Here is a 25,641-nt window from a genome sequence, read left to right as displayed (position 1 = left end):
CATTACTAAAATAATTGTACCTCCCCCTCTTACTTTATTCAAAAAGGAGTGATTCTCATTGAAATTCGCAAGCGTAACCCCCAAGAAGGACGCCTTTGAGAACGCTTTGGAACATATAATCCGGGAACTTCCCCAATCCATCCAATGGTCGAATGACGGCCATTGGATTTGTTTTAGACCGGAAGAATTAAGGCTTCCCGCACAGGGCTGGAAAATTCATCTGTCTGTTATCCCTGTGGAAGGAGCTGAATTGCTGCGACGCATTGCACCTGTTCTCACAGAAAATGATGTGCAATGGAAAGTAGTGAGCAGCGGTCTGAAACTGATTGAAACATCTAACGGTTCCATACCTCTCCCTCAGACTGGGAAGTGTGTCACCATCTATGCACGAGACGAAGAGCAATTCTTGAAGTTACTTGAGCTAATGCATTCATGTACAAGCGATCTGAAAGGACCAGCTATTCCGACAGATCGGGCATACCTAGGTAGCCAGTGTGTATTTTATCGTTATGGTGCATCCACTGATCGTTTCTACTATGACCGGTACTCGGGTGCAAAAGTGTATGCCATCCAGAATCCAGAAGGCATGCTGGAGGAGGATCGAAGAACACCTGGCAGGTATAAACCGGAGTGGGTGAATGAACCTGAGGAGTTACTGCGGATTCAAGCTATGGAGAAGAACCAGGCTGCTTCTCGTCACTCCGATTCCAATAACAATGAGTTTGGTATACGAAATATTCGTGTGAGACGTGTTCTCAAGAAGTCCGGCAAGGGAGGAGTATTTCTCATCTCTGGTACATCCTATGAACAGGCTGTCATGAAAGAAGCGGTTTACCGCATGCGTGTAGACGGTGGTGGGCGCTCTGCTCATAACTATTTGGACAATGAATATCGCGTGCTTGATCTGATGAAGGATACGGGGGTTACCCCAAGGCCGCTTGATCTGTTTAGTACTGAAAATAACCGCTATCTGATCCTGGAGTATTTTGAAAGCATCAGCTTGCGTGAATATATCCATCGCAGACATGTAGCCGCAGATTACAACCGGGCGGATATGCATCGGATGGGTATACATATTCTCAATATGGTGCAGCAATGTCACGATAAAGGAATTGTGATCAATGATCTGACGCCCAACAATATTGTTGTACTGACGGACGGAAGTGTACGCCTGATTGATCTTGAACTGGCTTATGTCAGAAGTGATGAGAGTCAGGCTGATCCATTGACTGGTCATACTCCGGGCTATGTACCACGGGGACGTGAGCACAGCAGGCGATCCAGTTATGCGGATGATCTGTATGCACTGGGAGGTGTCTTCTATTACATGGCTTCATCCATCGACCCCTATCTGAAATATCGGCAATCCCATCTGGAAGCTGCACAGGCTTATCTGAATCATCAGAGTATTACACAGCTTCGTGGCTTGGGAAGTCTGGGCATCGAGATCATGTCTGGCGGATATGTGGAGTTATCAGAAATTCGTGAAATACTGGTTGCATTGCTGGAGCAGCAAGAGGTCAATTCAGGAGGAGGCATGGATGTAATAGAGAAAAATGAATGCAATATGGAGCCAGAAGAAGTACTCCGTCAGGCCGAGCGTATGGTAAACACATTGTATACTTCTCTTGATTTTAATAGCCCCTTGCAACTGTTCCCGGAAAACAGCATGAGCAAGATGTTTCATCCGGCGAATTTCAACTTTGGCTGGACAGGGATGATCTTTGGTTTTAATCAGCTTGGTCAGATTACACAAAACAGACAATACCATCAATATGCATGTGAAGTATTGGAATGGATTTTGACGAATCACCCTTACGTTCCAGTTGAGACACCTGTAGCACTATACTTTGGATATGGCGCTGTTCCCTGGGCAATGGCAGAGACGGCTGAACGAATAAATGATCCATCGTTGCTTCGACGTGCAGAGGATCTGGCATTGGAAATCACCCGGCATGAGCCAGTACAGACCAATATTAGTCATGGAGCAGCGGGGTTGGGATTGATGCTGCTTGAGATATACCGTATTGGTGGCCGCCCTGGACTTCTGGCAAGAGCAGAGGAACTGGGTGTTTATATTTTGGAACAAGAAGAGCAGACAGATGAATCATTGAGTTTGTGGAAAGTGAAAGATAAATCGGACAAAAAAGGCCATTATTCCCTTGGATTTTCTCATGGCATCGCAGGTATCGGATATTATCTGCTTGCCTTGGCGGAGCGTACAGGAAAGGAAGCGTACTATTCTGCTGTGAAGCGAATTGTAGATACACTTGATCGTACGAGTCATGGAGGACAGAATGGCGTGAGCCTGTGGCCTGCATCCCCCGAAAAACCGGATACACTCTGGGTACATTGGTGTAATGGATCGGCGGGTATTGGGCGATTTTTGATGGCAGCGGCTGATATTTTGCAAGATCCCCTCTGTACCAGACTTGGACTTCAAGCAGCAGATGCAGTGGCACAGGCAACGGTATTTGCTTCTTTTGGGCAGTGTCACGGAATTGCAGGCAATGGAGATTTTCTGCTCTTGGCTAACCGCAAGTTCCCAGGCAGATATGAAACCAAACTAGCTGAGTATACACAGAGCTTGTATGTATTGCGAAGTGATCCACAGGAAGACATATGGATGTGGCCTCTGGAGGACATGGAGTCCTTCTCCCCGGATTATATGACCGGTTATATGGGGATCTATACATTCCTGCTACGCCGGTTTTATCCGTCTGTTGCATCCGAACCACTGGTTTATTCAGGTTTCGATTATAACAGGGAGGGGAAAGCGTATGATGCTAACATCCATATCTGATATCCTGCCGCAATGCCAGCACGAATCGGGGAAGACGGGGGATCGCTATTATGCAGTTGAACCTGGAAACGACGAAACCCTATCTTCGTTCATGATGATTGATCAGGGTGAGGGGCAGTATACATTGGATTTATGGAGTGAAGCACATTCCAATCCTTATTGGGAAGATCGGATGTCATCCGTTTTGGATAAAATCACATGGTCCTCTCTATATGCAACTGCTCCTGCCTCATTTCCGTGGGAGAAGCTTGGATACCGGGCGGATGTTCTTGCCCATCGGTATCGATTTTTCGGCAAGTTGAGGGACGTTCCCGTGCCGGCTATGCCTAATGAAGATGCGGTTTGGATGTCTGCGGAGGGGCAGGCGGATTCCCTTGCACACTTGCTCCAGGCCAGTGATCCTACCTGTCCAAGTTGTGAAGCTGCTCGTCAAGCTATCGGGGATATTTATCAGGGTGTATATGGCAATTTGCTGAAAGGTTCCGGGCTTGTGGAACTGGAGGGAAGTAAGATTGGGGGCTGCCTGTTAAGCGATGAGTTTGGGAGTGTACTCCTTGCTCATATATTTACAATACCAGAAGCGAAACGTCAAGGATGGGCCCGATGGCTTGCTGCATATGGTCTCCATCGGTGCAGTTCAGATCCGGATCAGTGGATTAAAGCTTCACTTGATGCAAACAACCGGGGCAGTTATCAATTGATGACGGCGCTGAATTTACAACAGGTGCCTGAACTTATACACGTATGCCGAATCACGAAAGAGAGTGAACTTTCATGATGCCTGTCTCACTGGAAAGTACGGATTATCATGATCTGAGAAGTAAATGGTTTCGTGTGAGTCATGAACCTGGATTGTTTGTTGTTGAAGGGACATCAGATGTGGTGAAGCATGAAATTCACAAACTGAGAACGCATTGGCAGGATAAGGTTATACAAATTGCGGTTGGTGATCCGTATGCTACTCTCCCGCTGATCTATCAACTAAATCCATTTCAGCCAATAGATGATCTTGTGGCATGTAAAAATGCGTTATTGAGATTCCAAAGATCAGGGTGGACGCCTGGTAATCGGAAATGGGTTCTGGTTGAAGTATCTTCCTACCTTCACCCTGCGGATCTGGGAGCCATCCACTATATCTTGTATCGACAGAAACTAAGGGGAGTAAGTGTAGTGCTTTTTTTTCATCGCTATCCAACCATGGCGAATAATCCTGAGGATATACCCAAACTTCCGGTATCTATTGTCAGGGATACGCCCGATCAGACCCGACGTTTGTTGGAAGAACAGCTACAAATGGTAAGCAAGGATAATGGAAAGGAAAAAGAGGCAGCGTTGGCGCTCTACAATAGGCTGGCCTGGGTTTTGTTGTCCAAATCGGCTGATCCGGCCCGTTACATGTCCTGTTTTCATTTTTTCGACCATAATTCTTTATTTCAACGGTTGTCGGCGACACAGCAGGCAGTACTCTGGTTTGAGTTGGGTCAGCTGTTGACCAAAAACGGGAAGCAGTATACCGAAGCACGACACTGTTATTCGAAAGCTCGGGCAATCATTGACCATGAAGAACTAACTGAAACGTATCGTACTGGGAAATGGGCTGCGCTTGATAATGGTGAGGCATTAATTGAGATGCAGGAGGGCAATGTAGAACGCGCAATTATGCTGGAGCAACAGGCGGGCCAGCGTATACGCCAGCTTTCTGATGGACCCGATAAGCGAGTTTTTCAGATTCAGACGTTACTAAACATTGCGGGCTTGCAGCTCCGGGCGGGTCTCTATGCAGAGGCAGGTAAGACGTTGCTGGCTGCGGAGAAGTTATGTGTTGATGCGTATGTAGATTGGCTGGGGCATGTACTGCAATTAAAAATGGTATTACATCAACAGCTGGGTGAGCGGGAGCAGGAATATGAACTGTTGATTCAGTTGTTACGTATGAAGACAAACACTATCCATTCCAAACTGCTTGGCCGTGCGGTGGAAATCGCTGGTGCGCTGATTACTCAAGGGTTAGAGGAACGGGCATCCCGAGTGTACCGTCTATTGATGATGGGGCTGCCGGTTGCCAGTCTGCCACAGATCAGATTGATTCGGGAAACATTAGGCAGACTGGGGACCGTTACGCCCCTAGATGCATACACGCAGGACCAGTATATTGATAAACTGGAATCGCAATTGGAGGGATGGGAGCAGTTAAAGAGCTGGAATGAGAGGAGGAAATCCGGTTGGGTTATCCATTCTTGACACGAATGAGTGTGAATAAGGAACGAACGGGTATGCTCTTGGGCTATGATGACAATACATGTGAATGGTGCAGTCTTGATGATACAGGCCGGATTGATAGCCGGCAGAGCCTTTCTGAACATGGGACAGAGTCAGATCAGCACACGCAGCATATTCAGTTTATGGGAAGGAACCGTGTTCTGGTGATTACTCAGGACAAGTCGGGGAAATGGCTTCATATATACGAGAATGAGAAGCAAGCAATTTTGGTTCAGAGCCTTTTTGTGAAGTTTCCATTTCCTGTGATGCAGGCCGCTTGGCAAGAGGGACAATTAATTCTGCTATTTTCCATTAGACATCGTTCAGGAGCTGTCCGCATAGGTCTTTACGATCCCGAGAAGGATGAGGCTCGATGGGTGACTCCTGATCTGGACAACCCGCAATTTGTATTCTGGTCTGCGTCAACACGAGAGGTTGGTGTAAACGTTGGTGGATTCGGAAGAGTGTACTCGTATTCCGAAGATATCCTTCCATCATCCGAAATACCCTATAAGGAGTATCCCTACCCTATGATGGATAAGCAGGGGGATCTGATAGCCGTTTCTATTCCTGTGGAAGATGGCTTCCAGCCTGGATGGATCAGGCAGGGAGAGGATCGGGTGCATGAATGTTCAACGGATAGCCAACCCTTCTCTGAACTGATCAGAATGCAACTCGATCTACATCAACAGCTAGTCCTCTGCGAAGGGATAACCTGCGGCAGGTGGCAATATGTTCAATATACATTGGACAGAGAGAAGAGGTATGAGCTGTATGATTATCCGGGAATCTTGACACAGGCTGTGCTCAGCAGGGACAGGCAGGGCTTGATCGGAAAATATGAATCTATTGTAAGTCCTCCGGTGCCGGGGATATACCGGTTTTTGGAACAAACGCGTACGATTACCCGTTTCCCGGTTGAGCGAGATGAGAGAATTGGCAAGCATCCTGACGAGGAACCCGATGTAATCTATGGATGGGTTCGTTATGGACATGAGATGATTCCGTACATGGACATACACCCGGAGGGCGCAGAACAAGTGGTCATCTATCTTCATGGCGGACCTCATAATTGCCTGTTTGACAGCTTTAGTCCGGTCATCAGCGGATTATATCAGGCAGGAGTGCGGGTTATCGGGCTGAACTATCCCGGTAGTTCAGGGTTTGGCACGGATTACAGGATGCGCATTCAGAACGATTGGGGCGGCGTGGATGCAGATGTCATCCAGTTCATGCGGAAGCAGATGTTATCTTCCTATTCACACGTATCTCTCTATGGAGTAAGCTATGGGGCTTATCTGGCATTGCTGGTAGCAGGTAAAGGTCCGGCGTTATGGAGTACTGTGGTTGCCTGTGCACCGTTTACGGATCTGGAAGGACTGTACGCAGGCGGAGGAGCGAAGCTGAGATCATTCTTGGAAACTGAAATCGGTGAGCTTTTGCATGATCATTCTGCCCTGCGGGATAGAAGCCCAACAGCTTATGTATCCGGACTCAGTGAGGTGAATATTCAACTCATTCACGGTCAGGCTGATCAACTGTGTCCCGTAGAACAGACGGAGAGGTTATATCTGGACATCATGGAAAACAAGCAAATGTCTGGTGCTGTAGGCAGGATTGAGCTTCATATCGAGGATATGGCGCATGAAGCTTATTCGGAGCGAATCTGGGCGCAGAAGGCTGTTGATTTTCTAACCTATAGTAGAGTATCCACGTAGAAAAATACGTGATGTTGAAGCCGCAAATGCGGCTTTTTTGGCGATGTTTAAGGTAATGATATGGAAAGGAAAGCAGTTGGGGAAGTATTGTTCGTGGTCTGGTGCATAGTTTGAGAGGTTAAGCGGATGAACATTAACGTTTACAAGATGTCTCATCCGGTTTAAGATGGCGTGAGCCGTTTAAGGTATATAACAATAGGATTAAGTATTAAAATAACGGTAAGTTGATGAGAAGATATCTACAGAAAAGAGGGAATTTATATGAAAGTAGCCATTTTTGGAGCAACCGGAGCGATTGGTAAGACAATACTGTGGGAGCTGATGGATCGCGGGCATGAAGTGACAGCGGTGGTGCGTGACCCGTCCAAAATTGAGATGGTGCATGAGCGTTTGCGTGTAGAACAGGGAGATCTGCTTAACCCGGATCAGGTGGCTGATTTTGCAGCGGGTCAGGAAGCGGTTGTCAGTGCATATGGACCGAAGTTTGGTGGTGAAGAAGAGATGCTGGAAGTGACACGTTCGTTAATCGAGGGTGTGCGCCGGGCAAAAGCAGGACGTCTGGTTGTAGTTGGTGGAGCGGGAAGTTTGCTGACCGATTCCGGAGAGATGCTGATGGATACGCCGGGATTCCCGGAAGAAGTTAAGCCACTTGCGAAAGCCCATGCAGAAGCATATGACCTGATTGAAGCGTCAGGTATTCACTGGACCTACATGAGCCCTGCTGCAACAATCACAACAGGACGTCGGACTGGCCAGTTCCGAGTTGGTATGACCCGTGTGATTACAGATGATATCGGGGAAAGCTCAATTTCCGTTGGCGATTTTGCAGCGGCTTTGGTGGACGAACTGGACGATCCGCAGTTTATTCAGGCACGATTTACAGTAGGTTACTAAGCGTAGACAGGCTTTGGAATGGATAATTTAATCTGAAGGTCTCGTACACGGAATCGATAGAGTTTCCGATGATGTATCGATTGGATTGTGGTAACTGGATGGGGTAAGGGAATATAGTGATACACTTACAGAACACAGCGTTTAGGTGCGAAGTTGTTGCTTTTAGGTTTGAGATGAGCTTGTCACGGGGAGGGATGAACATTGTTTATCGTAACCGCTGAACAGATGAGAGCTGTGGACGAGCATACCATTCATCAGCTCGGTATTCCGGCAGCTAGTCTAATGGAGAATGCAGGCCGTGCCATAGCCGAGGAAGTCATCAAGCTGTGCCGGGAAGGGCAGGCAGAAGGCCGGCTTGTGGATTCAGGGCAGCTTGGCTATAGCAGCAAGACAGGTGTGAGGCGGGCACACACCGGGCCCGGTGATCGGCAAGGTTATGGTGGCGACATCATCGCCGATCCGGCGCTGGTGATGGAGCGTCCAGGAGATCAGCAGTGGTACATGCTGATCGGCAAGGGCAATAATGGCGGCGATGGACTGGTGGCCGCGCGCCATTTGGTTGAAGCAGGGCTTGGCGTGACATTGGTCTACGCCGATGCCCCTGAGGCACTGCGTGGCGAAGCTGCAGTGCAACGGGATGCCGCTGCTCAGCTCGGCATCCCTGCTCTTGTCCACGTGCGCGAAGCCGTGGACTTCAGCCGGTGCACAGGCATCGTGGATGCGCTGCTGGGCACCGGGTCGCGGGGAGCGCCGCGGGGGGCTTACGCGGCGCTGATTGAGGCGGCGAACGACAGCGGCAAGCCAGTCGTGTCCGCCGATGTGCCAAGCGGGCTGAACGCCGACACCGGAGAGGTGTACGAGCCCTGCATTCAAGCACGGGTGACTGTATGCCTCGCGCTGCTCAAGCGCGGGCTGGTGCAGTACCCGGGCGCTTCTGCCGCGGGGCGCATTGTGGTGCGCGCCATCGGCATTCCCGCGCGGCTTGCGCCAGAGCATGGCCCCTCGGTCCGTCTGCTGACGGACGAGGTGCTGCGCGGTGCGCTGCGCGTGGATACAGGCCGCCGCCGGGCACCGGACGGTCACAAGGGCACCTACGGCCACGTGTTGCTGGCCGCAGGAAGTCTGCCGATGAGCGGCGCCGGCCTGCTCTCGGCCAAAGCCGCGCTGCGCGCAGGCTGCGGGCTCGCCACATGGGCGCTGCCCGCGGCACTGCTGCCGCATGTCATCGGCACCGTGCCCGAACTCATGCTCGCTGCCGCCGCCGATGGCGACAGCGGCGAATGGAACGCGGCTTCCGCGGGCGTCGTGCTGCGTCTCGCGGAGAGCCGCGACGTGCTCGCGACCGGCCCGGGCCTCGGCCGCTTCAAGGGCGACACAGACTGGCTGCGCCGTCTGTGGCAACATACGGATCGTCCGCTCGTCATTGATGCGGACGCCCTCAACATGCTGGCAGACGCTGGCCCACATGGGCCTCGCGACTGGGGCCAGCGAAGTGCGGCGACAATCCTGACGCCGCACCCTGGCGAAATGGGTCGACTGCTGGGCATGTCGACCCAAGAGGTGCAGCGTGACCGCATTGGACACGCTGCAAAATACGCCCGCGAGCAGGGCGTGACCCTTGTGCTCAAAGGAGCACGAACGGTCATCGCAACGCCATCCGGCGAGGCGTACATCAACACCACCGGGCACGCCGGCATGGCGACTGGCGGTGCCGGGGACGTATTGACCGGCATCATCGCCGGTCTGCTCGCCCAAGGGCTCAGCGCGGAGCAAGCCGCCACGTTCGGCGTATATCTCCACGGACAGGCTGCCGAACGAGCAGCACTGCTGCGCGGTGAGCCATCGTCCCTGCTAGCCGGAGACATCATTGACGCACTGTGAGGATGGGACAGGTATGGGACAAGCTCGCGGTTTTGGGTTACTGCCTATGCCGATTCATTTTCAAACTGCAAGTAATCCAACGAACCAAAGAACCAGCGCAACAGCGCATCAAAAGTAGATGAGTGCACGTTGATCATTGTCCATTATTCAATGATCAGTACTCAATGCCCAATGCCCAATGCCCAATGCCCTAACGAACCTGATACACCTTATACCACGGTTTACATCGAGGAGCAAAAGCTAACGAATCTCATCCACGTTATTTCTGCGTATTTCAGAGAAAACACCTGAAAAACCGGACTAATTTAGGAAATAGAGTGCCTGAGATTTGTTAGATTTTATAATCTACAATTAATGGCCCAATAAGGTTTGCACGGTTCGTTAAACGTTTGGATATGAAACGCTGATGCCCTGTTATCTATATAAGTTGAACTAAAGAATATTTACACTGGGACACTCCGGTGACAGAACAACCTTCCGATCGCTGATATCCCCAGTTTTTTTCTTCTATAAAGTGGGAAATCCGGGGATAGCGTATGCTTCCGAAGCGGCTTTCTTTCAGAAAGCTTGTAGCTCCGCTTCTTCAGGTTTTTTCTGTCCTCTCCGTTTTTTGTATATGTTTAGTTCAATTTATATACTTTCATATCTTTGAAACGAATTAATTTTTTAGATGAGACGACAACGATCAGTTACTGAAAAGGGGAGCCCTGCCATGATTCATGACGGAGGCTCCCCTTTATTTGTTTGTTTGTATGCTCACGCTGCCTGATCCTGGCTCGGATCTAACCTGCCTATAATCTGCCTGAAATTTGCATCTAACCTGCATCTAATCTGCATCTAAACTACATCCGGCCTACGTCCGTCCCGAATTCTCCCGGCATCCTCCTTACAGTCGGAATCGAAGTAGTTCCTGATGCATCTCTGCACTGATATCACGCAATGACTTCACTTTGATACTTGCATCAGCGAAAGAACGTTGTTGTTCCGACGTGGAGGCGGTAATCTCTTCACTGCTGGCAGCCGACTGCTCGGTGATGGCACTGATATTTTCGATGGCCTGTTGCACCTGTGTACTGAGTTCATTGGAGTGTTGCATGTCCTCAGCAAGCTGATGGATGCCCGTACTAATGCGCTCCACACTTTCACGAATGGCAGAGAAGGATTCGCGAGTCTGGCCAGTGGCTTGTTCTTGTTCACCGAATAACTGCATGCTCTGTGCTACAGAGTTCTTCACCTTGTCCATGGAGGTTGTGATCTCGCCCACAGCCGCATAGATATGTTTGACCGATTGCGCAGATTGTTCGGCGAGTTTGTTCACCTCGCCCGCAACAACAGCGAAGCCACGTCCGGCTTCTCCAGCGCGAGCAGCTTCAATAGAGGCATTTAACGAGAGCATGGTCGTTTGTTTGGCAATCTCCGATACATATGCCGTCATCGTAGTGATTCGAACCGCGCTTTCTTCCAGTTCCCGCACCGTTTGTTCCACCTCGGACATCGCCATGCGATTCACTTCGGCCAGGCGGAGTTGCTCCGCTACAGCCTTATTACCTTCCTCAACGGTAGTTAATACTTCACGACCATCGATCACCGATTGGGAAGTGGCCTCCAAATTGCTATTGAAAGTAGACTGCATTTTGTCCACAACCATCACCGTTTCACTTAGATCCTCGGCAATCTTTTGACTGCCAATCGAGAGTTCCTCCGTGGTGCGGGATACTTGCTGCACGATCGCTTGGGCTGTATCATTACCGCGGTCAATATCTTGCGCCATCCGATCGACACGATGACCTGCTTCACCAATGGATTGAATAATGCCGCGGATATTATGAGTCATGATACCGAAGGAGCGACTCAGGTCATCGAGTTCATCTTTGCCCCGAGCTTCCGGTAATTGTCCGGTCAGGTCACCGTCCGCAATTTGTCCTGCGGCGTCTTTGAGTGTTCGAATACGCTTGGCGATCTGCCGTGAAGTATACATATTAAACAGCATTACGGCGACGAGCAATACGATGGCTCCTACCAGAGCGGTTTGCCACGTTTGCTGAATGTCATGTTCCAAATCGACGGTGTATTGATCATAACGATCCCGAGTCATCTCATCTAACGAATAGATATCATTCTGTATGCCCCGAACCCGAGTGCTGTAACGTTTCGCTTCCGCACTGTTCATTGCACTCATCGCTTCAGTGGCTCCCTGGTTGAGAGCTTGTAATTTTGTCTCGATGGACTGAATAAGTTGTAACTGCTGATCTGTTTCGAGCAATCCGTCCGTAAGGTCCTGAATCATCGTTTGGCCTTCATCCAGCAAGCGGAGTACTGCATCCTGATTTCCTGCTGTCATGGAGAACGAATAGACATCCAGTGCCTGCTGGGTCTGAATCTGATTAGCATTCAGTTCACTAACCTTGAGCATGGCTGGTACCAGATTTTGATTTTTGGCATTCATACCGAGCAGTTGCATGATGATATAAGCGACCAGCACAAGGCTTAAAAGTAGTGAAATTAGAGCATTAAGTATCAGTTTTCCCTGTAGTTTCATGTGCGTACCTCCTTGTATCCGATGGGTTATTGATCAAGCTTAATTTTGATTTGACCGGAAGAGATATTTGCCTTCAGATCTTCGAAGGTTTGCTGTTGTTCATCACTGAGCGTGATATTATGTAGAGCAGTCAGACCCACGGCGTTCTCCGCCAGCCCCTCCACGATTTCCTTTTGAGGGAAAGTATGATTGTTTTTAATAAACGTGTTAACGGCATTATAGATAGAGACATCCACATTTTTCAGCATGGACGTAAGAATGGCTTTTTCCGCCAAAAAGAATTGATCGGTATCTACACCGATGGCGTATTTCCCTAATTTCTGAATCTCCGTCAGTGCGCCCACACCTGTGAGACCGGCAGCCACATAGATCACGTCAGCGCCCTTTTCCTGAATCATCTGTGCAGCCAGTTGTTCACCGAGCTCGGCATTACCGAAGTCCCCTGCGTAGACAGCATCAACGGTTGCATCCGGCTTGACAGCCAGAACACCTTGCTTAAAACCCTGCTCGAAATTACGAAGGACCGGTATCTCCATTCCACCAAGGAAGCCGACATGATCTTCCTTTGAAGCCATAGCGGCAATAACACCTGCCAGATAACTCCCTTCTTCGGCCCGGAATGAAATGGAGGCGATGTTAGGCAGTTCGGACTGACTGTCAATCATGAGGAACTGTTGGTCAGGATATTTGGCTGCAACTTTCTCCATATCCGCTTGAACTGTATCACTTAGGCCGATAATCAGATCGAATTTGGCTTCTGAAAACTCCTCAAATGCAGCTTCGGCAGTTAAATTGTCGCCCGGTTCACGATAGTCAAAGACAATGCTTTTCTCATTTCTGGCTTGAACCAGCCCATCAAAAGCAGCATCATTAAAAGAACGGTCACCCAGACCCACTTCCGTAAGCACGATCCCAACCTTTGTTCTTGTGTCTGTTGCCGTTGTTGTATTATTGGCTGAACATGCCCCCAGGATCAGTACCGTCAGGATCATCATTAGGGTGAGACCTAGACCTGCGCGTCTGTTCTTGTTTGTTTTCATGTGTGTTACCCTCATTTCTGTAGTCGCATTTTTCTGTTTTGCATGGTTCCGTAGCTCCAGGGAATGACGTGTACATGATGACACGTATGGTGAGGATTTCCCTTTATCTATATCGGTAAGAAAGGCACTGTGAATTATGGTATGTAGTGAAAAATTACGAAAAAATAAATATTTTTCATGAATTACACATTATTTTTACATTTCTCTGGTTAAAAGGGTACATAAATATCTACAGTAAGTTGTTTACTGACGTTAAAAGTCCCAAAAAGGCACAAGAGAGGTGACATAAATCATCTCTCTTGTGCCATAGAATAGCACCCTATACGGATGATAAGGTGATCATCCTATTATAAAAATGAAGCGAGTTTTACCAAGCCGCAATCGAGCCGTCGGCTCGAGTTTCCGTACCCCCGCATAATACGCCATTGTCCGGGTTGCGCCAGATGATCTGACCACGTCCAAACTGGGATGGATCGAGTGCCACTTGAATATCATGTCCTTTGCGGGCGAGTGCCTGTGCAATGTGCTGTGGAAACCCCGGTTCCACGAGAATTGTTTTGCCCTTCGTCCACTGCCAGCGTGGAGAATCCAAGGCGGCCTGTGGGTTCAGGTGATAATCGATCGTATTCATGACCACCTGTACATGACCTTGCGGCTGCATGAAACCACCCATGACACCGAATGGCCCAACCGCTTCGCTGCCGCGGGTGAGGAACCCCGGAATGATCGTGTGATACGTCCGTTTGCCCGGCTCCAGGGCATTTGCATGATTCGGGTCCAGTGAGAAGTTGTGTCCACGATTCTGCAATGCAATGCCTGTCCCTGGAACAACTAATCCAGACCCGAAGCCCATGTAATTGCTTTGGATAAAGGAAACCATGTTACCTTCACCGTCCGCCGTAGCCAGATAGACCGTTCCACTTGCTCGTGGATCACCTGCCTCAGGTGCGCGTGCGGTATCACCAATGAGTTTGCGCCGTTCTTCTGCGTATGCCTCGGATAGCAATTCTTCCACCGTCACGCCCATTTTGCGCTCTTCGGTAATATATTTTTCCCCGTCGGCAAATGCCAGTTTCATGGCTTCGAGCTGCTGATGATACGCCAGAACGGATTCTTTCTCGTCGAATGCGTAACCTTTCAGCAGATTAAGCGCCGCCAGAGCAATCAGTCCTTGTCCATTCGGCGGAATCTCCCACACATCGTATCCGCGATAGGAGACGGAGATGGGATCAACCCACTCGGGCTGGAATGCCGCCAGATCATCTTTGGTCAGATAACCACCGTGTTCTGCCATAAAGGAATGAATGCGCTCTGCCAGTTCTCCTTCGTAAAAGTCTCGCGCTTCGCTCTCGCCAATCTGGCGCAAAGTCGCCGCATGATCCGGCGAGCGCCACAACTCTCCAGCTGCGGGAACACGCCCGCCTGGAGCAAATGTCTCAAACCACGCACGCCCTGCTTCCGCATCACCCTGGCGTGCGTAGATCTCGGCTGCCCTTGCCCAGTGGCGGGCCAGCCCAGGCGCAAGCGGATAACCTTCCACCGCGTAGCGGATGGCCGGTTTCAGCGCTTCCGCCAGCGTGAGCCGCCCAAAACGGCGGCTCAGCTCAGCCCAACCCGCCGGTGCGCCAGGCACCGTCACCGGAACAACCCCAAGCTTCGGCATCTCCGTATAGCCTGCCGCTTGAAGCGCCTCAATGGATATGCCCTGAGGCGCAGGGCCGCTGGCATTCAGGCCATGCAGTTTGCCCTCGGTCCAGACGAGGGCAAAAGCATCGCCTCCAATGCCATTAGACGTGGGCTCCAGCACCGTGAGTGCTGCCGCAGTTGCAATGGCGGCATCGATGGCATTGCCGCCTTTTTTCAATACATCCAGACCGGCTTGTGCAGCCAGTGGCTGTGACGTGGCGACCATGCCTTGTTTCGCATACACAGGCACGCGGTAAGAGGGGTACGGTTGGTAGAGTGGATCGAAGTTCATCAGGTTGTTCAGCTCCTTGTCGCTAGATGTCAGGCTCCGGCATAACCGGATCATACTCCTAACCCTCTTCGCAACCGGACAACCGATATCCTGCCACACCTGCCAAATTCAACCTGACATCAGCCTATGTCGTCACCATATCGCCGCCATTTACATGAATGCATTCACCTGTGACGTAGGATGAATCGCGGGAAGCGAGATAAACGTAGGCTGCCGCCAGTTCGTAAGGCTGACCAGCTCGACCCATGGGTGTATCTGTTCCAAATACCTGTACATCCTCAGCGGAGAAACTGGCAGGGATGAGCGGTGTCCAGATGGGGCCCGGGGCGACGGAATTCACACGGATTCCCTGTGCAGCGAGTGATTGGGCGAGTACACGAGTCAGCGATACGACGGCTCCTTTGGTAGAAGAGTAGTCGATCAGTTGGGTATTGCCTTTATATGCTGTAATGGAAGCCGTATTGATAATGGAGGCACCTCTGCACAGATGGGGGAGAGCGGCCTGAATCAGAAAGAAATAAGCGAACACATTGGTCTGAAAGGTGTGATACAGCTGTTCTTCTGTAATATCAACGATGCTTGGCTGCACATACTGTACGCCATGATTGTTGACCAGAATATCGATCTTCCCGTAGGTTTCCATGGTTGTGCGAATGACGGCTTCACAGTTTTTCTTTAAGCGGAGATCAATCTCGATTAAGAGACAGCGCTGTCCCAGCTCTTCGATCCGTTCACGAGTCCTTTCGGCATCTGTCCGTTCATATAGATAAGCAATGACGATATCCGCACCTTCCTTGGCAAAAGCGATGGCGGCCGCCCGGCCGATTCCACTGTCCCCACCCGTAATAATGGCAACTTTACCTTGGAGTTTGCAGCTGCCAATATAGGCAGGATCTTCACTGATCGGTTCAGGCACCATCAGGGTTTCCAGACCAGGTTGCTGGTCCTGATGCTGGGGTGGAAATGCCAGCTTTTGCTCCTTGCATACCGTTTTCTCACCATAAAAAGGATAGACAGGATTCATTCGCTTTACATCCTCCTCGAACGTTCATTGATACGGATAACCTATGCATTCGCCCAGAAGAAGGTGCGGGAGGAAGCAGCAGAGCGGTTGTTTTTTGCACAGAATATACCATAATAAGGATAGATCCTTAAATTGATGGAGGTGTCAGGAGCCACATGAATATTCAAGGAATTAATCATTTGTGCTTTTCCGTATCCAATCTGGAGCGGGCCATTACCTTTTATGAGCAGGCTCTCGGTGCCCGAATTCAGGTGAAAGGACGCAAACTGGCTTATTTTGAGCTTGCCGGTCTGTGGATTGCCCTGAATCAGGAGGATGTTATTCGCAACTATACGGAACGAACCTATACCCATATTGCATTTACCGTTACAGAAGAGGAGTTCGATGCGTCTGTGCAGCAGCTGCGAGCAGCGGGGGCTGACATTCTTCCCGGAAGGCCAAGAGATCCGCGGGATGCATTATCTGTATATTTTACCGATCCGGATGGTCATCTGTTCGAACTGCATACAGGTACGATGAAGCAAAGGCTGGATTATTATCGCGAAGACAAAGCTCATATGACCTTTTATACGTGAATTTCATGTACAAATCGAGAAAATCTGGAATTATAACTCACATATCTATTGTCTAAACATTGGCATTACCTATAATATGGACAAATGGTACCTTAATTTACCAATGTTAAATTCGTTGGTTCCATTCCAAGGAGGTTTGTCATGATTCAGTTCCCTAAACCGGATGTTGAGCAATATTTTCAGACGTACCGTATTTCGCATTTTGCCGTATCGGCAGACGAGAAACGTTTGTTCATGGACAGCAATCTGAACGGTCAGCCGAATATTTGGGCGATGGATTTGCCTGGAGGATACCCGTATCCTTTAACGTACTTGAATCAGAGCAGTCAATTTATCAAAGCAGACCCGCAAGGACGTCATCTTCTTACCGCATTTGATCGAGATGGAGATGAGAACTATCATCTGTATGCACTTCCACCCGAGGGTGGCGTTCCACTGCCTGTGGTTTCGGCAGAACCAAATGATCGCTGTTATTTCTCTGAGTTGTCCGAGGATGGACAGCGTCTCTATTATGTCACCAGCGCGGGTAATCCAAATTATCTGAATTCACGCCGCATCGATCTGGAGACAGGGGAAGATGAACTGTTATACAGTGGAGAAGAGGTTACGAGCAGCCTGTTTGCTGTAAGCCCTGACGAGAAAAGTTTTGTTATTTTAAAGATGTACTCCAATACGTATCAGACGGCGCATCTGTATCGTAATAATGAAGAATTGGAGATTCTGCCAGCTTCAGAACGTCATAGTCAGGTATCTGATCTGATTTTTGCAGATGACAATCGTCTTCTGTTCATTACCAATGATGACTCCGCATACGCCTATGTGGCTGAGTACCGTATCGATACCCGCGAATTCCGTATATTGTGCAGAATCGAAGGGGAAGATGTGGAGTTTATCCGCTGGCATCAGGCTTCCGAGACCTTATATTTCTGGACACTTACAGGGCCGGAGAATCGTATGTACGTATTGGGTAAAAATGCCGATGAGCCTCGGCGCATAGATATGCCGCTGGATACGATAGAACAGGTGAACGTTACGAAGGCTGGCAATGTATATATCCTCGGACGTGGAGCGATCCAACCGCATAACATTTATCGCAAAATCGCAGGTTCTGAGTCCTGGGAGCCGCTGACTGCCAATCGGGTAACCGGACTGGACCCAAGTGATCTCGTGTACCCTGACGTTATTCGGTATAACTCCTACGACGGACTGGAGATCGAAGCTCTCTTGTTCAAAGCAAAGCCAGAGCAGGCCAATGGCTACACCGTATTTTGGCCTCATGGTGGGCCGCAAGCATCCGAAGCGAAGTTTTTTCGGCCCATGTTCCAGATGATGCTCGCTCAGGGCTATCATGTCTTTGCACCGAATTTCCGGGGCAGTACCGGATATGGTGCGGAATTCGTCAAGATGGTTGAGCGTGATTGGGGTGAGGGTCCAAGGCTGGACTGTGTTTCCGGGATCAACTGGTTGTTTGATCAGGGAATTACATCGCCAGAGCGGTTGTTTGTGGTAGGTGGAAGTTACGGGGGATATATGACCCTGTTATTGGCAGGTCGCCATCCGGAGCTGTTCCGGGCTGCGGTCGATATTTTTGGGCCAAGTAACCTGTTCACATTCCTGGAATCCGTACCGGAAGACTGGAAGCCGATGATGGATAACTGGCTGGGTGACCCGGTCCGTGACCGCGAACGTTTAACGAAGGATTCACCGATTACGTATCTCGATCAGATGGTTAACCCCATGCTGGTCATTCAGGGTGCCAATGATCCAAGGGTCGTGAAGGCCGAATCCGATCAGATCGTGGCTGCGCTCCAGTCGAAGGGACTTGATGTGGAATACATCGTTCTGGATGATGAGGGACATGGCTTCTCCAGAAAGACTAACGAGATTCTCGTATACCGCAAGATGCTGGAGTTTTTGCAGAAACATCAGGAGTCACCCGTCGAACAAGCTTAAGTTGAGAGATTCCATCGTTGACTGAAATACAGTGAGATGAGGAAAACCGCCAAAGATCAAGGATGATCTCTGGCGGTTTTATGCGTGCGCCCGCATGTTGGGCGACATATATGGAACGATACATACATTAGTTTGGAAGGCCGCTATCCATTGAGCGACCTGCCCAAATCTAATAACTAATCTACTAATCTAGCAATGTGACAATCGAATGGATGGACTGCTGCGCCCACTGTGCAAAAGGCAGGTCGGCTGCCCACGTCACTTGTCCTGTCGCTTTGGCTTCGCCCCACCACAAGATACGTTGATAGAGCAGATGCATGCTGAGACGTGTGCGGAAGTGTTGGCATTTCTCCTCATCTGCTGCACAGACCAGATCCCGGTAGCAGCGAAGGAACTGTGCGGCCAGCTCTGGTTGACCCTCACGAACATACCTGGTGGATATTTTGGTTAGGTCGGCTGTACCATCTCCGAAATAGGCAGTTGTAAAATCGAACAGACCACTAATCTGCCATCCTGAAGAATGGTCGTCCAGATGTTGAATCAGGATATTCTCGACCTTGAAGTCTCCCATGACAAAAACCGGAACAGCTTTGGAACGAAATGCTGGTTCAGCATTCTTGAATTGCTCGTCCACCCACTGAACATCTTCATCCGTAATCACCGAGTACTGTTCAGCATCATGTAACCAGTGACGAATGGTTCCGTACAACCAGTCCAGATAATCGCCTGCAAAGGAAACAATCTGCTGCGCTACAGGGTCATATTCCCCTGCATCAGGCACCTTCCAGCGGTGCAGTTCAGCCAAAGTATGGGCAAACATACAGGCGATCTCTTCCTGATCTTGCTGTGACAGTAAAGCCTGGAATGCTGGATCATACAGGTGATTCCCGGGCAGGCGCGGCATTATGGCATAACTCCAGCCTAGCAGATGGGTATCTTCATGTAATAAATATGGATCAGGGACAGGAATGGACGTATGTTTTGCCAGTTGTTCTACAAAAAACTTTTCTTCCTGTAACTGTCCTGCATATAAAGGATTACCTTTCAGAATATACTCTCCACGGGAAGAGCGAATGAGCAGTGTCTGACCCATAACACCTTTATCCGTTCGTCGATAATCTTCAAGGGTTCCCAGGTCAAGCTCATTCAGCGCATCCTGCAATGAAACTGCGGCCACTTCGCCAAGTTGATTGGAACCAAAATATATACGGGTTGTCATATGGCCGGACCCTCCTGGGTGTTAGTCCTCATTAACTTCGTCAGACAGGTCATACGTATCCTCATCGACCAATCCACGGATGAAAGCTTCAAAATTCGGCGCAAGATATGTAATCTCATAATCATTTTCCTGATCCACATGAACTACACAGGGTTCGCCTTCAGGGCCACAGAAGCGATAATCCAGCATAACAACATCATGACCAGCGGATGGACAATCACAGATCACAATCCCCAGATCGGGGTATCCCCAATCTTCGATCATGAACCGACTTCCTAACTCTCCTCCAATGGAATATATCTTGTCCCGGCCGATCCCCGAAATACTTGAAATCTCAATATGGTCCTCAGCCCAGGATGTTGCTTCTTCGGTCGGGAACACCGTTCGTGTAGGGATTCCGCCGTTTTGAGTATGCATAAGCTGAATATAGGAGGCAGGGATCTTGTAACCCAATTCGTGTTCAAGCGATACAATCGTGGCTTCGTCAAAGGGAGTCGAAACATGGTTGTCCCGTGCATAATCACTCTGCTTCCAGAATGTCGCTGGGTCGTACGTTCCTGAAGCAGCACGAAGATGGTTCAACGTACCACGCTGCTCCCATTCTCTCACTTGTTCTTCATGGCGTTGACGATCCAGCCGCATCTTCTCCGCTTGGGGACGAATCTGACGAAGGAATTCAAGGGTAGATTCATCATGAGGCAGAAGTTCGTCAGCTCTCTCAAAAGCCAGTAGTGCCTGTTCATAACTTGCGATGTAACAGTATGCGTAACCCAAGCGATATTGCCAGAGCGGGTCGTTTACCCCTTGCTCCTCGACAGACAACAAATGTTGAATAGCTTCGCGGTAACGTGCGTCATTATTATAGGCTCTGGCGAGTTGACCAATCAGATCATAATCCCGCTCTGAGACGGGGATACGTTCAATACGTTCAATAATAAGTCTGAATTGGTCCTGCTCATGCCATAAGTTGATTTGTTCCAGCAGTTCTCTTTCCATGAATAGGCCTCACTTCCGTAGGAGGGGTATGAATCTCTTTCATTATATAATAAGTGTAGGTTGGTTGGAGAATGTATAAATCAACCTCTTCGTAGCCTGGATGAATCTATCTTTGAAGATGCTGATATTTTTAGAGAAAAGTATGTTACGCTTCTCAAACATGCGTTAAGTCAAGCAGTGGATGTACCGACAGGAATTACAGACAGTGGTGTTCCTTCTATTGAAGCTGTACGTTCTTATACTCCTAAAGAATTATCTGTATTTTTTGGAGTAAGTATTACGACGATTTTCAACTGGATTGATCAAGGCCGTTTTATGGGAGTTCAAAGAGCCGGGGCCAACAAACATAATCTCATTCCAGACGATACTACATATGTGTGTGGATCAGGTAAGAGAACGACGATTAAAGAGATTGTGACTATGTGGAAAAAGGAAGAGGCAGAACACCAATCCACAATAGGAGTCAGTGACCTGGATTACCACACAGGGCAAATTGCCTTATACGAAGATAAATACAAAGGGGAATTCGAATGGACACTCGGAACTAAATTGAACTTAACACCTGAAGAAGAAACCGATGCACAAGTTTGGAAACACCATTTGGGGAGGCAGCGTCTTGGCTTTAAAGATACCGAAAAGTAATTTTCGTTTTATTGAGAATGATTTTTCAGATATTATCTTGAAAAGAAATATCTCTATTAAATTATAATAGTTCAATACTGATATGAGATTGTACATACGAATTAAATAACACTCCCTGAACTTAGGCGTAGTAGCCACAGTTCAGGGAGTGTTGTTTTTATTTATAGTGTATGTGATTAAAACGATATGAATTGAACTAATCATTTACACAGCAACGGAGAGGACAGAAAGAACTTGAAAAAGCGAAGCGTTCGCCTTTATCACCGGATTTTCCCTTGAGAAAGGGAATCAAAAAAATCTGGGGATAACAGCGATTGGAAAGTTGTTCTGTCATCGTAGTGTCAGTGTAAATAATTTTCAGTTTAATTCGATATGGGGAATCTTTATTACAAATCGTCAAATCCGTTATCGTCGCCAACTTTACCGTAGTTACGGGATTTAGCTTCGAAGAAGTCGGTTTTGGTTGCATTCAATGCTTCATCGGAGAATGGTTTAATCCAAGGCATGCAGTTTACATCCACACCTTCATATGCTTTTTCCATACCCATCAGACGCAGACGTTTGTTGGCGATATACTTGATGTAATCTTCCAACTCGTTCAGGTCAATACCGCGCACGTTGCTGAGTGTGTAATGTGCCCAGTTGGTTTCAAGCTCAACAGCACGATGGATGGTTGTGTATACGTAGTCCATGTTCTCAGGTGTGTTCAGTTCAGGGAAGTCTACCAGCAACTGTTTGTACACTTCAGCGAAGAAGTAACAGTGTTGGTTTTCATCCCGCTGGATATACGAGATCATCTGGCTGGTTGCCATCATTTTCTGGTCACGGGCCAGGTTGTAGAAGAAGGCAAACGTACTATAGAAGAAGATACCTTCGAGTACCAGATCGGCTACCATAGCTTGGAAGAACGTCTGTGGAGACGGCTCGTCACGGAATGTTTGGTAAATGTCTGCGATGAAACGGTTACGGTCAAGCAGGACTGGATCATGTTTCCAGTATTCAAAAATTTCCTTTTGCTCCCGATCAGATACGATGGAAGACAGGACGTAGGAGTACGATTGGTTATGAACGACTTCCTGTTGTCCGATAATGGCCGAGATCGCTTCGAGTGAAGAATCGGTAAAGTAACGTTTTACGTCACCAACAAACATCGTCTGCATGGAATCAAGTACCGCGAGCAGGGAGATGTTGATTTTGAACGTACGTTGCTCTTCCTCGTCCAGTTGAGCAAACTGGGAAGCATCTTTGGACATTGGAATCTCGTCTGCGATCCAGTGGTTAAGCAATAGTACTTTGTACAATTTGTACATATGAGGCATGCGAATGTCGTTCCAGTTCAGGATACCGGAGCATTCACCTTCAATAATACGGGTCGATTGGTTAGGGGCTTCGGTGTTGAAAATTTTCTGTACTTGCATTGTTCCGTTCACTCCTTGAAATTTCATAATGTTCTGCCGACAGAACTTTGGGAAATCATCTATATCAACATCTTGCGATGCTGTGATCATGTTTTAGGCAAAAAAGAACCAGGGCAGCGCCATTTTGCAATCAAAACAGGATGCCCTGGTGGTCACCTTGAATCTAGTAAATCTTCTCTATCATGGATAAAACGTAACTTGCGCAAAAATCAAGATTCTTCAATCGTTAATGCCCGGCTACGAACATAATAAGTTGATTTCATGCCGGCTCTCCAGGCGTGCAGATGCAATTCCAGGAATTCTGTTGCTTTAATATCTGGTCGAACGTAGAAGTTGAAACTTTGTCCCTGATCGACATGGCGCTGACGGGCAGCCGCCATATTAATGGAAGCATGTTGGTCCACCTGGAACGCCGTTTGATAATAAGGGCTTGTTTTTTCGGACAGATCCGGAGCCGGGTTGGCAATTTTGTAAGTTGTTTTCTCTTCATAAGATAACAGCTCATAGAGCGGATCAATACTAGCGGTGGAACCGGCAATAATGGACGTGGAACCATTAGGTGCAATGGCGAACAACCAAGCATTACGTACACCGTTTTGTCGTACTTCGGCTTGCAGTTCTTTCCACTGTTCAGTTGTCACGAACTCGCCTACGCGCTCACCTGATGTGTACTCGCGTTGGTCGAAGTAGTGACCACTTTCCCAATCGGAACCTTTGAATTTCGGATAATGTCCTTTTTCCTTGGACAGCTCCATACTGGATTTCACGAGCAGGTAGTTAATTTTTTCATACAGATTATCGTTATACGTTACCGCTTCTTCAGACTCCCAATGAATGCCTTCGAGAGCAAGCAGGTGGTGAAGTCCAAACGTTCCCAGACCGACTGCGCGATATTGGCTGTTGGTATATTGGGCTTGCAACACTTCAATGTTGTTAATGTCGATAACGTTGTCCAGCATGCGCACCTGAATTGGAACGAGACGCTCCAATACATTATGAGGTATAGCACGTGCCAGATGGATGGAGTTCAGGTTGCAGACAACAAAGTCGCCAGGCACTTTGGAAATCACGATGCGAGTTTGTCCATCCTTGGTTACGAGTTCTTCCTTTTCAATCACAGTGGCAGACTGGTTCTGCATAATTTCGGTACACAGATTGGAGGAGTATACCATACCGTGTGCACGGTTAGGATTCGAGCGGTTAACCGTATCCCGGTAGAACATGTATGGCGTACCTGTCTCCAGTTGGGATTTCAGTACACGCTTCATGATGTCAATCGCCTGTACTGTAATCCGGGACAGCAGTGGGTGATTCACTGCTTCTTCGTATTTATCACGGAACGCACCTTTGCCAAAGGACTCATCATAGAAATCTTCCAGTCCGAGTGCACGACCATTCTCGTCCTTCCAGCCCATTACTTTCTTTGTTTCGTGCGGACAGAACAGGCTCCATTCGCCGCGAGTGGATACCCGCTCCATGAACAAGTCAGGCAGACAGATGCCGTGGAATACGTCATGCGCACGCATACGCTCGTCACCGTTATTCAGCTTCAGATCGAGGAAGGCCAGAATGTCTTTGTGGAAAACATCCAGGTAGACGGCAATGGCCCCTTTACGCGTACCGAGCTGGTCTACGCTGACCGCTGTATTATTCAGTTGGCGAATCCAAGGGATTACACCGGAACTTGTATTTTGGTGACCACGGATATCCGAACCACGAGCTCTGACTTTGCCGAGGTAAACGCCGATGCCGCCACCCATTTTGCTCAGACGAGCTACATCCGTGTTGGAATCGAAGATACCTTCGAGTGAGTCGTCCACCGTATCAATGAAGCAGCTGGAGAGCTGACCGGCTACTTTTTTACCTGCATTGGACATCGTAGGAGTAGCTGCGGTCATGTACATGTTGCTCATTGCCCAGTATGCTTCCTTGACGAGATCCATACGTTTCTCGGCAGGCTCTTGGTGCATTAGGAACATGGCGATAACCATATAACGCTCTTGCGGCAATTCCATTACTTTTCCATCAAAATCGTGAGCGAGGTAACGTTCTGCCAATGTGAGCAAGCCGATGTAATCGAAGAGCAGATCGTTGCGGTAGTCAATGCACTCAGCAAGTTCGTCGATCTGTTCTTTGGTGTAACATTCCAGCAATTCTTCGCGGTAGATACCTTTTTTCACGAGATCTACAAGAAGGGGATGGAATGCGCCATAAGGCTCGTCCGGGTAAGACTTGTATCTGCGGTTGGTAGCCGCTTTTTTGTACAGGGAAGTGAGCAGGGAGCGTGCCGCTGCAAATTTCCAATTAGGCTCCTCTTTGGTTACCAGTTCCAGTGCGCTCATGATAAAAGCGTTGCTGATTTCGTCTCCGGTAACTTCATCACGGCGGAGCTTGCTGTTTACCCCACGTACCAGACGTTCCTTGTCCAGCATTTCCAGTCCTTCCAGAGTACGGTCGGCATATACCGAGATGCGCATATCATCAAAGGCAAGCTGGCGGTTGTTCGGCTTGGTCACAACTTGTGGCATGAATATTCCTCGCTTTCGCATGTTTAAGAGATAAATTGGAGAAATTCTTTATATAAAGAATTGAGTGTTGTCTTACGGTGAGAAAAAGATAAAGGTTGCTTTTGGCAGACTGAAACGGCGGTGACAAGTTCATGTCTTAAATCGCTCAACTTGAGGAGCACAAAACAGCACAAT

Annotated in this window: 17 protein-coding genes; 9 read left to right on the top strand and 8 right to left on the bottom strand. The window is 48.7% G+C overall.

The genetic code is table 11. The annotated features are described in order from the left end of the window. Positions 1–58 precede the first annotated feature (58 nt). The 6 genes from NSQ38_RS02225 to NSQ38_RS02200 all read left to right on the top strand — a co-directional run bounded on the left by NSQ38_RS02225 (position 59) and on the right by NSQ38_RS02200 (position 9,555). Positions 59–2,803, top strand: coding sequence for a lanthionine synthetase LanC family protein (locus tag NSQ38_RS02225; protein WP_339786699.1), 2,745 nt, complete (start codon positions 59–61; stop codon positions 2,801–2,803). After that, positions 2,781–3,581 (top strand): hypothetical protein, encoded by an 801-nt coding sequence (locus NSQ38_RS02220; protein ID WP_339786697.1) that lies wholly within the window; start codon positions 2,781–2,783, stop codon positions 3,579–3,581. Before NSQ38_RS02225 ends, NSQ38_RS02220 begins: the two co-directional genes overlap by 23 nt. Then, positions 3,578–5,044: a hypothetical protein gene (locus tag NSQ38_RS02215; RefSeq protein WP_339786696.1), complete on the top strand. Its 1,467-nt coding sequence runs from the start codon at positions 3,578–3,580 to the stop codon at positions 5,042–5,044. The genes NSQ38_RS02220 and NSQ38_RS02215 overlap by 4 nt, the downstream gene beginning before the upstream one ends. Continuing rightward, a complete protein-coding gene (locus NSQ38_RS02210; protein WP_339786693.1) occupies positions 5,026–6,780 on the top strand; it encodes a prolyl oligopeptidase family serine peptidase in 1,755 nt (584 codons plus the stop codon). The genes NSQ38_RS02215 and NSQ38_RS02210 overlap by 19 nt, the downstream gene beginning before the upstream one ends. 261 nt (positions 6,781–7,041) lie before the next feature. Next, positions 7,042–7,674, top strand: a complete 633-nt coding sequence (locus NSQ38_RS02205; RefSeq protein ID WP_091038252.1) for an NAD(P)H-binding protein — start codon at positions 7,042–7,044, stop codon at positions 7,672–7,674. Positions 7,675–7,875: 201 nt separating this feature from the next. Beyond that, positions 7,876–9,555: an NAD(P)H-hydrate dehydratase gene (locus tag NSQ38_RS02200; RefSeq protein WP_339786691.1), complete on the top strand. Its 1,680-nt coding sequence runs from the start codon at positions 7,876–7,878 to the stop codon at positions 9,553–9,555. Positions 9,556–10,441: 886 nt separating this feature from the next. On the opposite strand, the gene NSQ38_RS02195 is transcribed toward NSQ38_RS02200, so the two are convergent. The 4 genes from NSQ38_RS02195 to NSQ38_RS02180 form a co-directional block, all read right to left on the bottom strand. Further along, a complete protein-coding gene (locus tag NSQ38_RS02195; RefSeq protein ID WP_133386892.1) occupies positions 10,442–12,094 on the bottom strand; it encodes a methyl-accepting chemotaxis protein in 1,653 nt (550 codons plus the stop codon). A 26-nt stretch (positions 12,095–12,120) separates the two neighbouring features. Next, positions 12,121–13,134, bottom strand: a complete 1,014-nt coding sequence (locus tag NSQ38_RS02190; protein WP_133386891.1) for a BMP family ABC transporter substrate-binding protein — start codon at positions 13,132–13,134, stop codon at positions 12,121–12,123. Between the two features lie 367 nt (positions 13,135–13,501). Beyond that, entirely contained in the window at positions 13,502–15,112 is a 1,611-nt protein-coding gene (locus NSQ38_RS02185) for a gamma-glutamyltransferase family protein (protein WP_339790367.1), read from the bottom strand. A 124-nt stretch (positions 15,113–15,236) separates the two neighbouring features. Next, a complete protein-coding gene (locus tag NSQ38_RS02180; RefSeq protein ID WP_036607429.1) occupies positions 15,237–16,136 on the bottom strand; it encodes a glucose 1-dehydrogenase in 900 nt (299 codons plus the stop codon). Positions 16,137–16,291: 155 nt separating this feature from the next. On the opposite strand from NSQ38_RS02180, the gene fosB reads away from it, so the two are divergent. Both fosB and NSQ38_RS02170 read left to right on the top strand, forming a co-directional pair. After that, a complete protein-coding gene (gene fosB, locus NSQ38_RS02175; RefSeq protein ID WP_091038258.1) occupies positions 16,292–16,711 on the top strand; it encodes a metallothiol transferase FosB in 420 nt (139 codons plus the stop codon). 141 nt (positions 16,712–16,852) lie between these two features. Continuing rightward, the gene (locus NSQ38_RS02170) at positions 16,853–18,664 is read left to right on the top strand and encodes a S9 family peptidase (RefSeq protein WP_339786688.1); all 1,812 of its coding nucleotides are present in this window, start codon (positions 16,853–16,855) and stop codon (positions 18,662–18,664) included. A 184-nt stretch (positions 18,665–18,848) separates the two neighbouring features. Here the strand turns inward: NSQ38_RS02170 and NSQ38_RS02165 are convergent, their stop codons facing one another. Further along, on the bottom strand, positions 18,849–19,883 hold the full coding sequence (locus NSQ38_RS02165) for an aminoglycoside phosphotransferase family protein (protein ID WP_339786685.1): 1,035 nt from the start codon (positions 19,881–19,883) through the stop codon (positions 18,849–18,851). A 21-nt stretch (positions 19,884–19,904) separates the two neighbouring features. Next, positions 19,905–20,879, bottom strand: coding sequence for an SMI1/KNR4 family protein (locus tag NSQ38_RS02160; protein WP_339786683.1), 975 nt, complete (start codon positions 20,877–20,879; stop codon positions 19,905–19,907). A 60-nt stretch (positions 20,880–20,939) separates the two neighbouring features. Here NSQ38_RS02160 and NSQ38_RS02155 point away from each other — a divergent pair, with 60 nt between their 5' ends. Continuing rightward, positions 20,940–21,521 carry a hypothetical protein gene (locus NSQ38_RS02155; protein WP_339786680.1) on the top strand — a complete coding sequence of 194 codons (582 nt, stop codon included), beginning with the start codon at positions 20,940–20,942 and terminating at the stop codon, positions 21,519–21,521. Between the two features lie 386 nt (positions 21,522–21,907). Here NSQ38_RS02155 and NSQ38_RS02150 read toward each other — a convergent pair whose 3' ends face one another. Further along, complete coding sequence (locus NSQ38_RS02150) at positions 21,908–22,939, bottom strand: ribonucleotide-diphosphate reductase subunit beta (protein WP_036607380.1); 1,032 nt, start codon at positions 22,937–22,939, stop codon at positions 21,908–21,910. 209 nt (positions 22,940–23,148) lie between these two features. After that, the gene (locus NSQ38_RS02145) at positions 23,149–25,467 is read right to left on the bottom strand and encodes a ribonucleoside-diphosphate reductase subunit alpha (RefSeq protein ID WP_339786677.1); all 2,319 of its coding nucleotides are present in this window, start codon (positions 25,465–25,467) and stop codon (positions 23,149–23,151) included. Positions 25,468–25,641: the final 174 nt, after the last annotated feature.

Origin of the sequence: Paenibacillus sp. FSL R7-0313 (assembly GCF_037969885.1) — a bacterium.
Classification (GTDB): domain Bacteria; phylum Bacillota; class Bacilli; order Paenibacillales; family Paenibacillaceae; genus Paenibacillus.
Note: the sequence above shows the minus strand (reverse complement) of the source record. Positions and strands in the feature narration are given on the sequence as shown.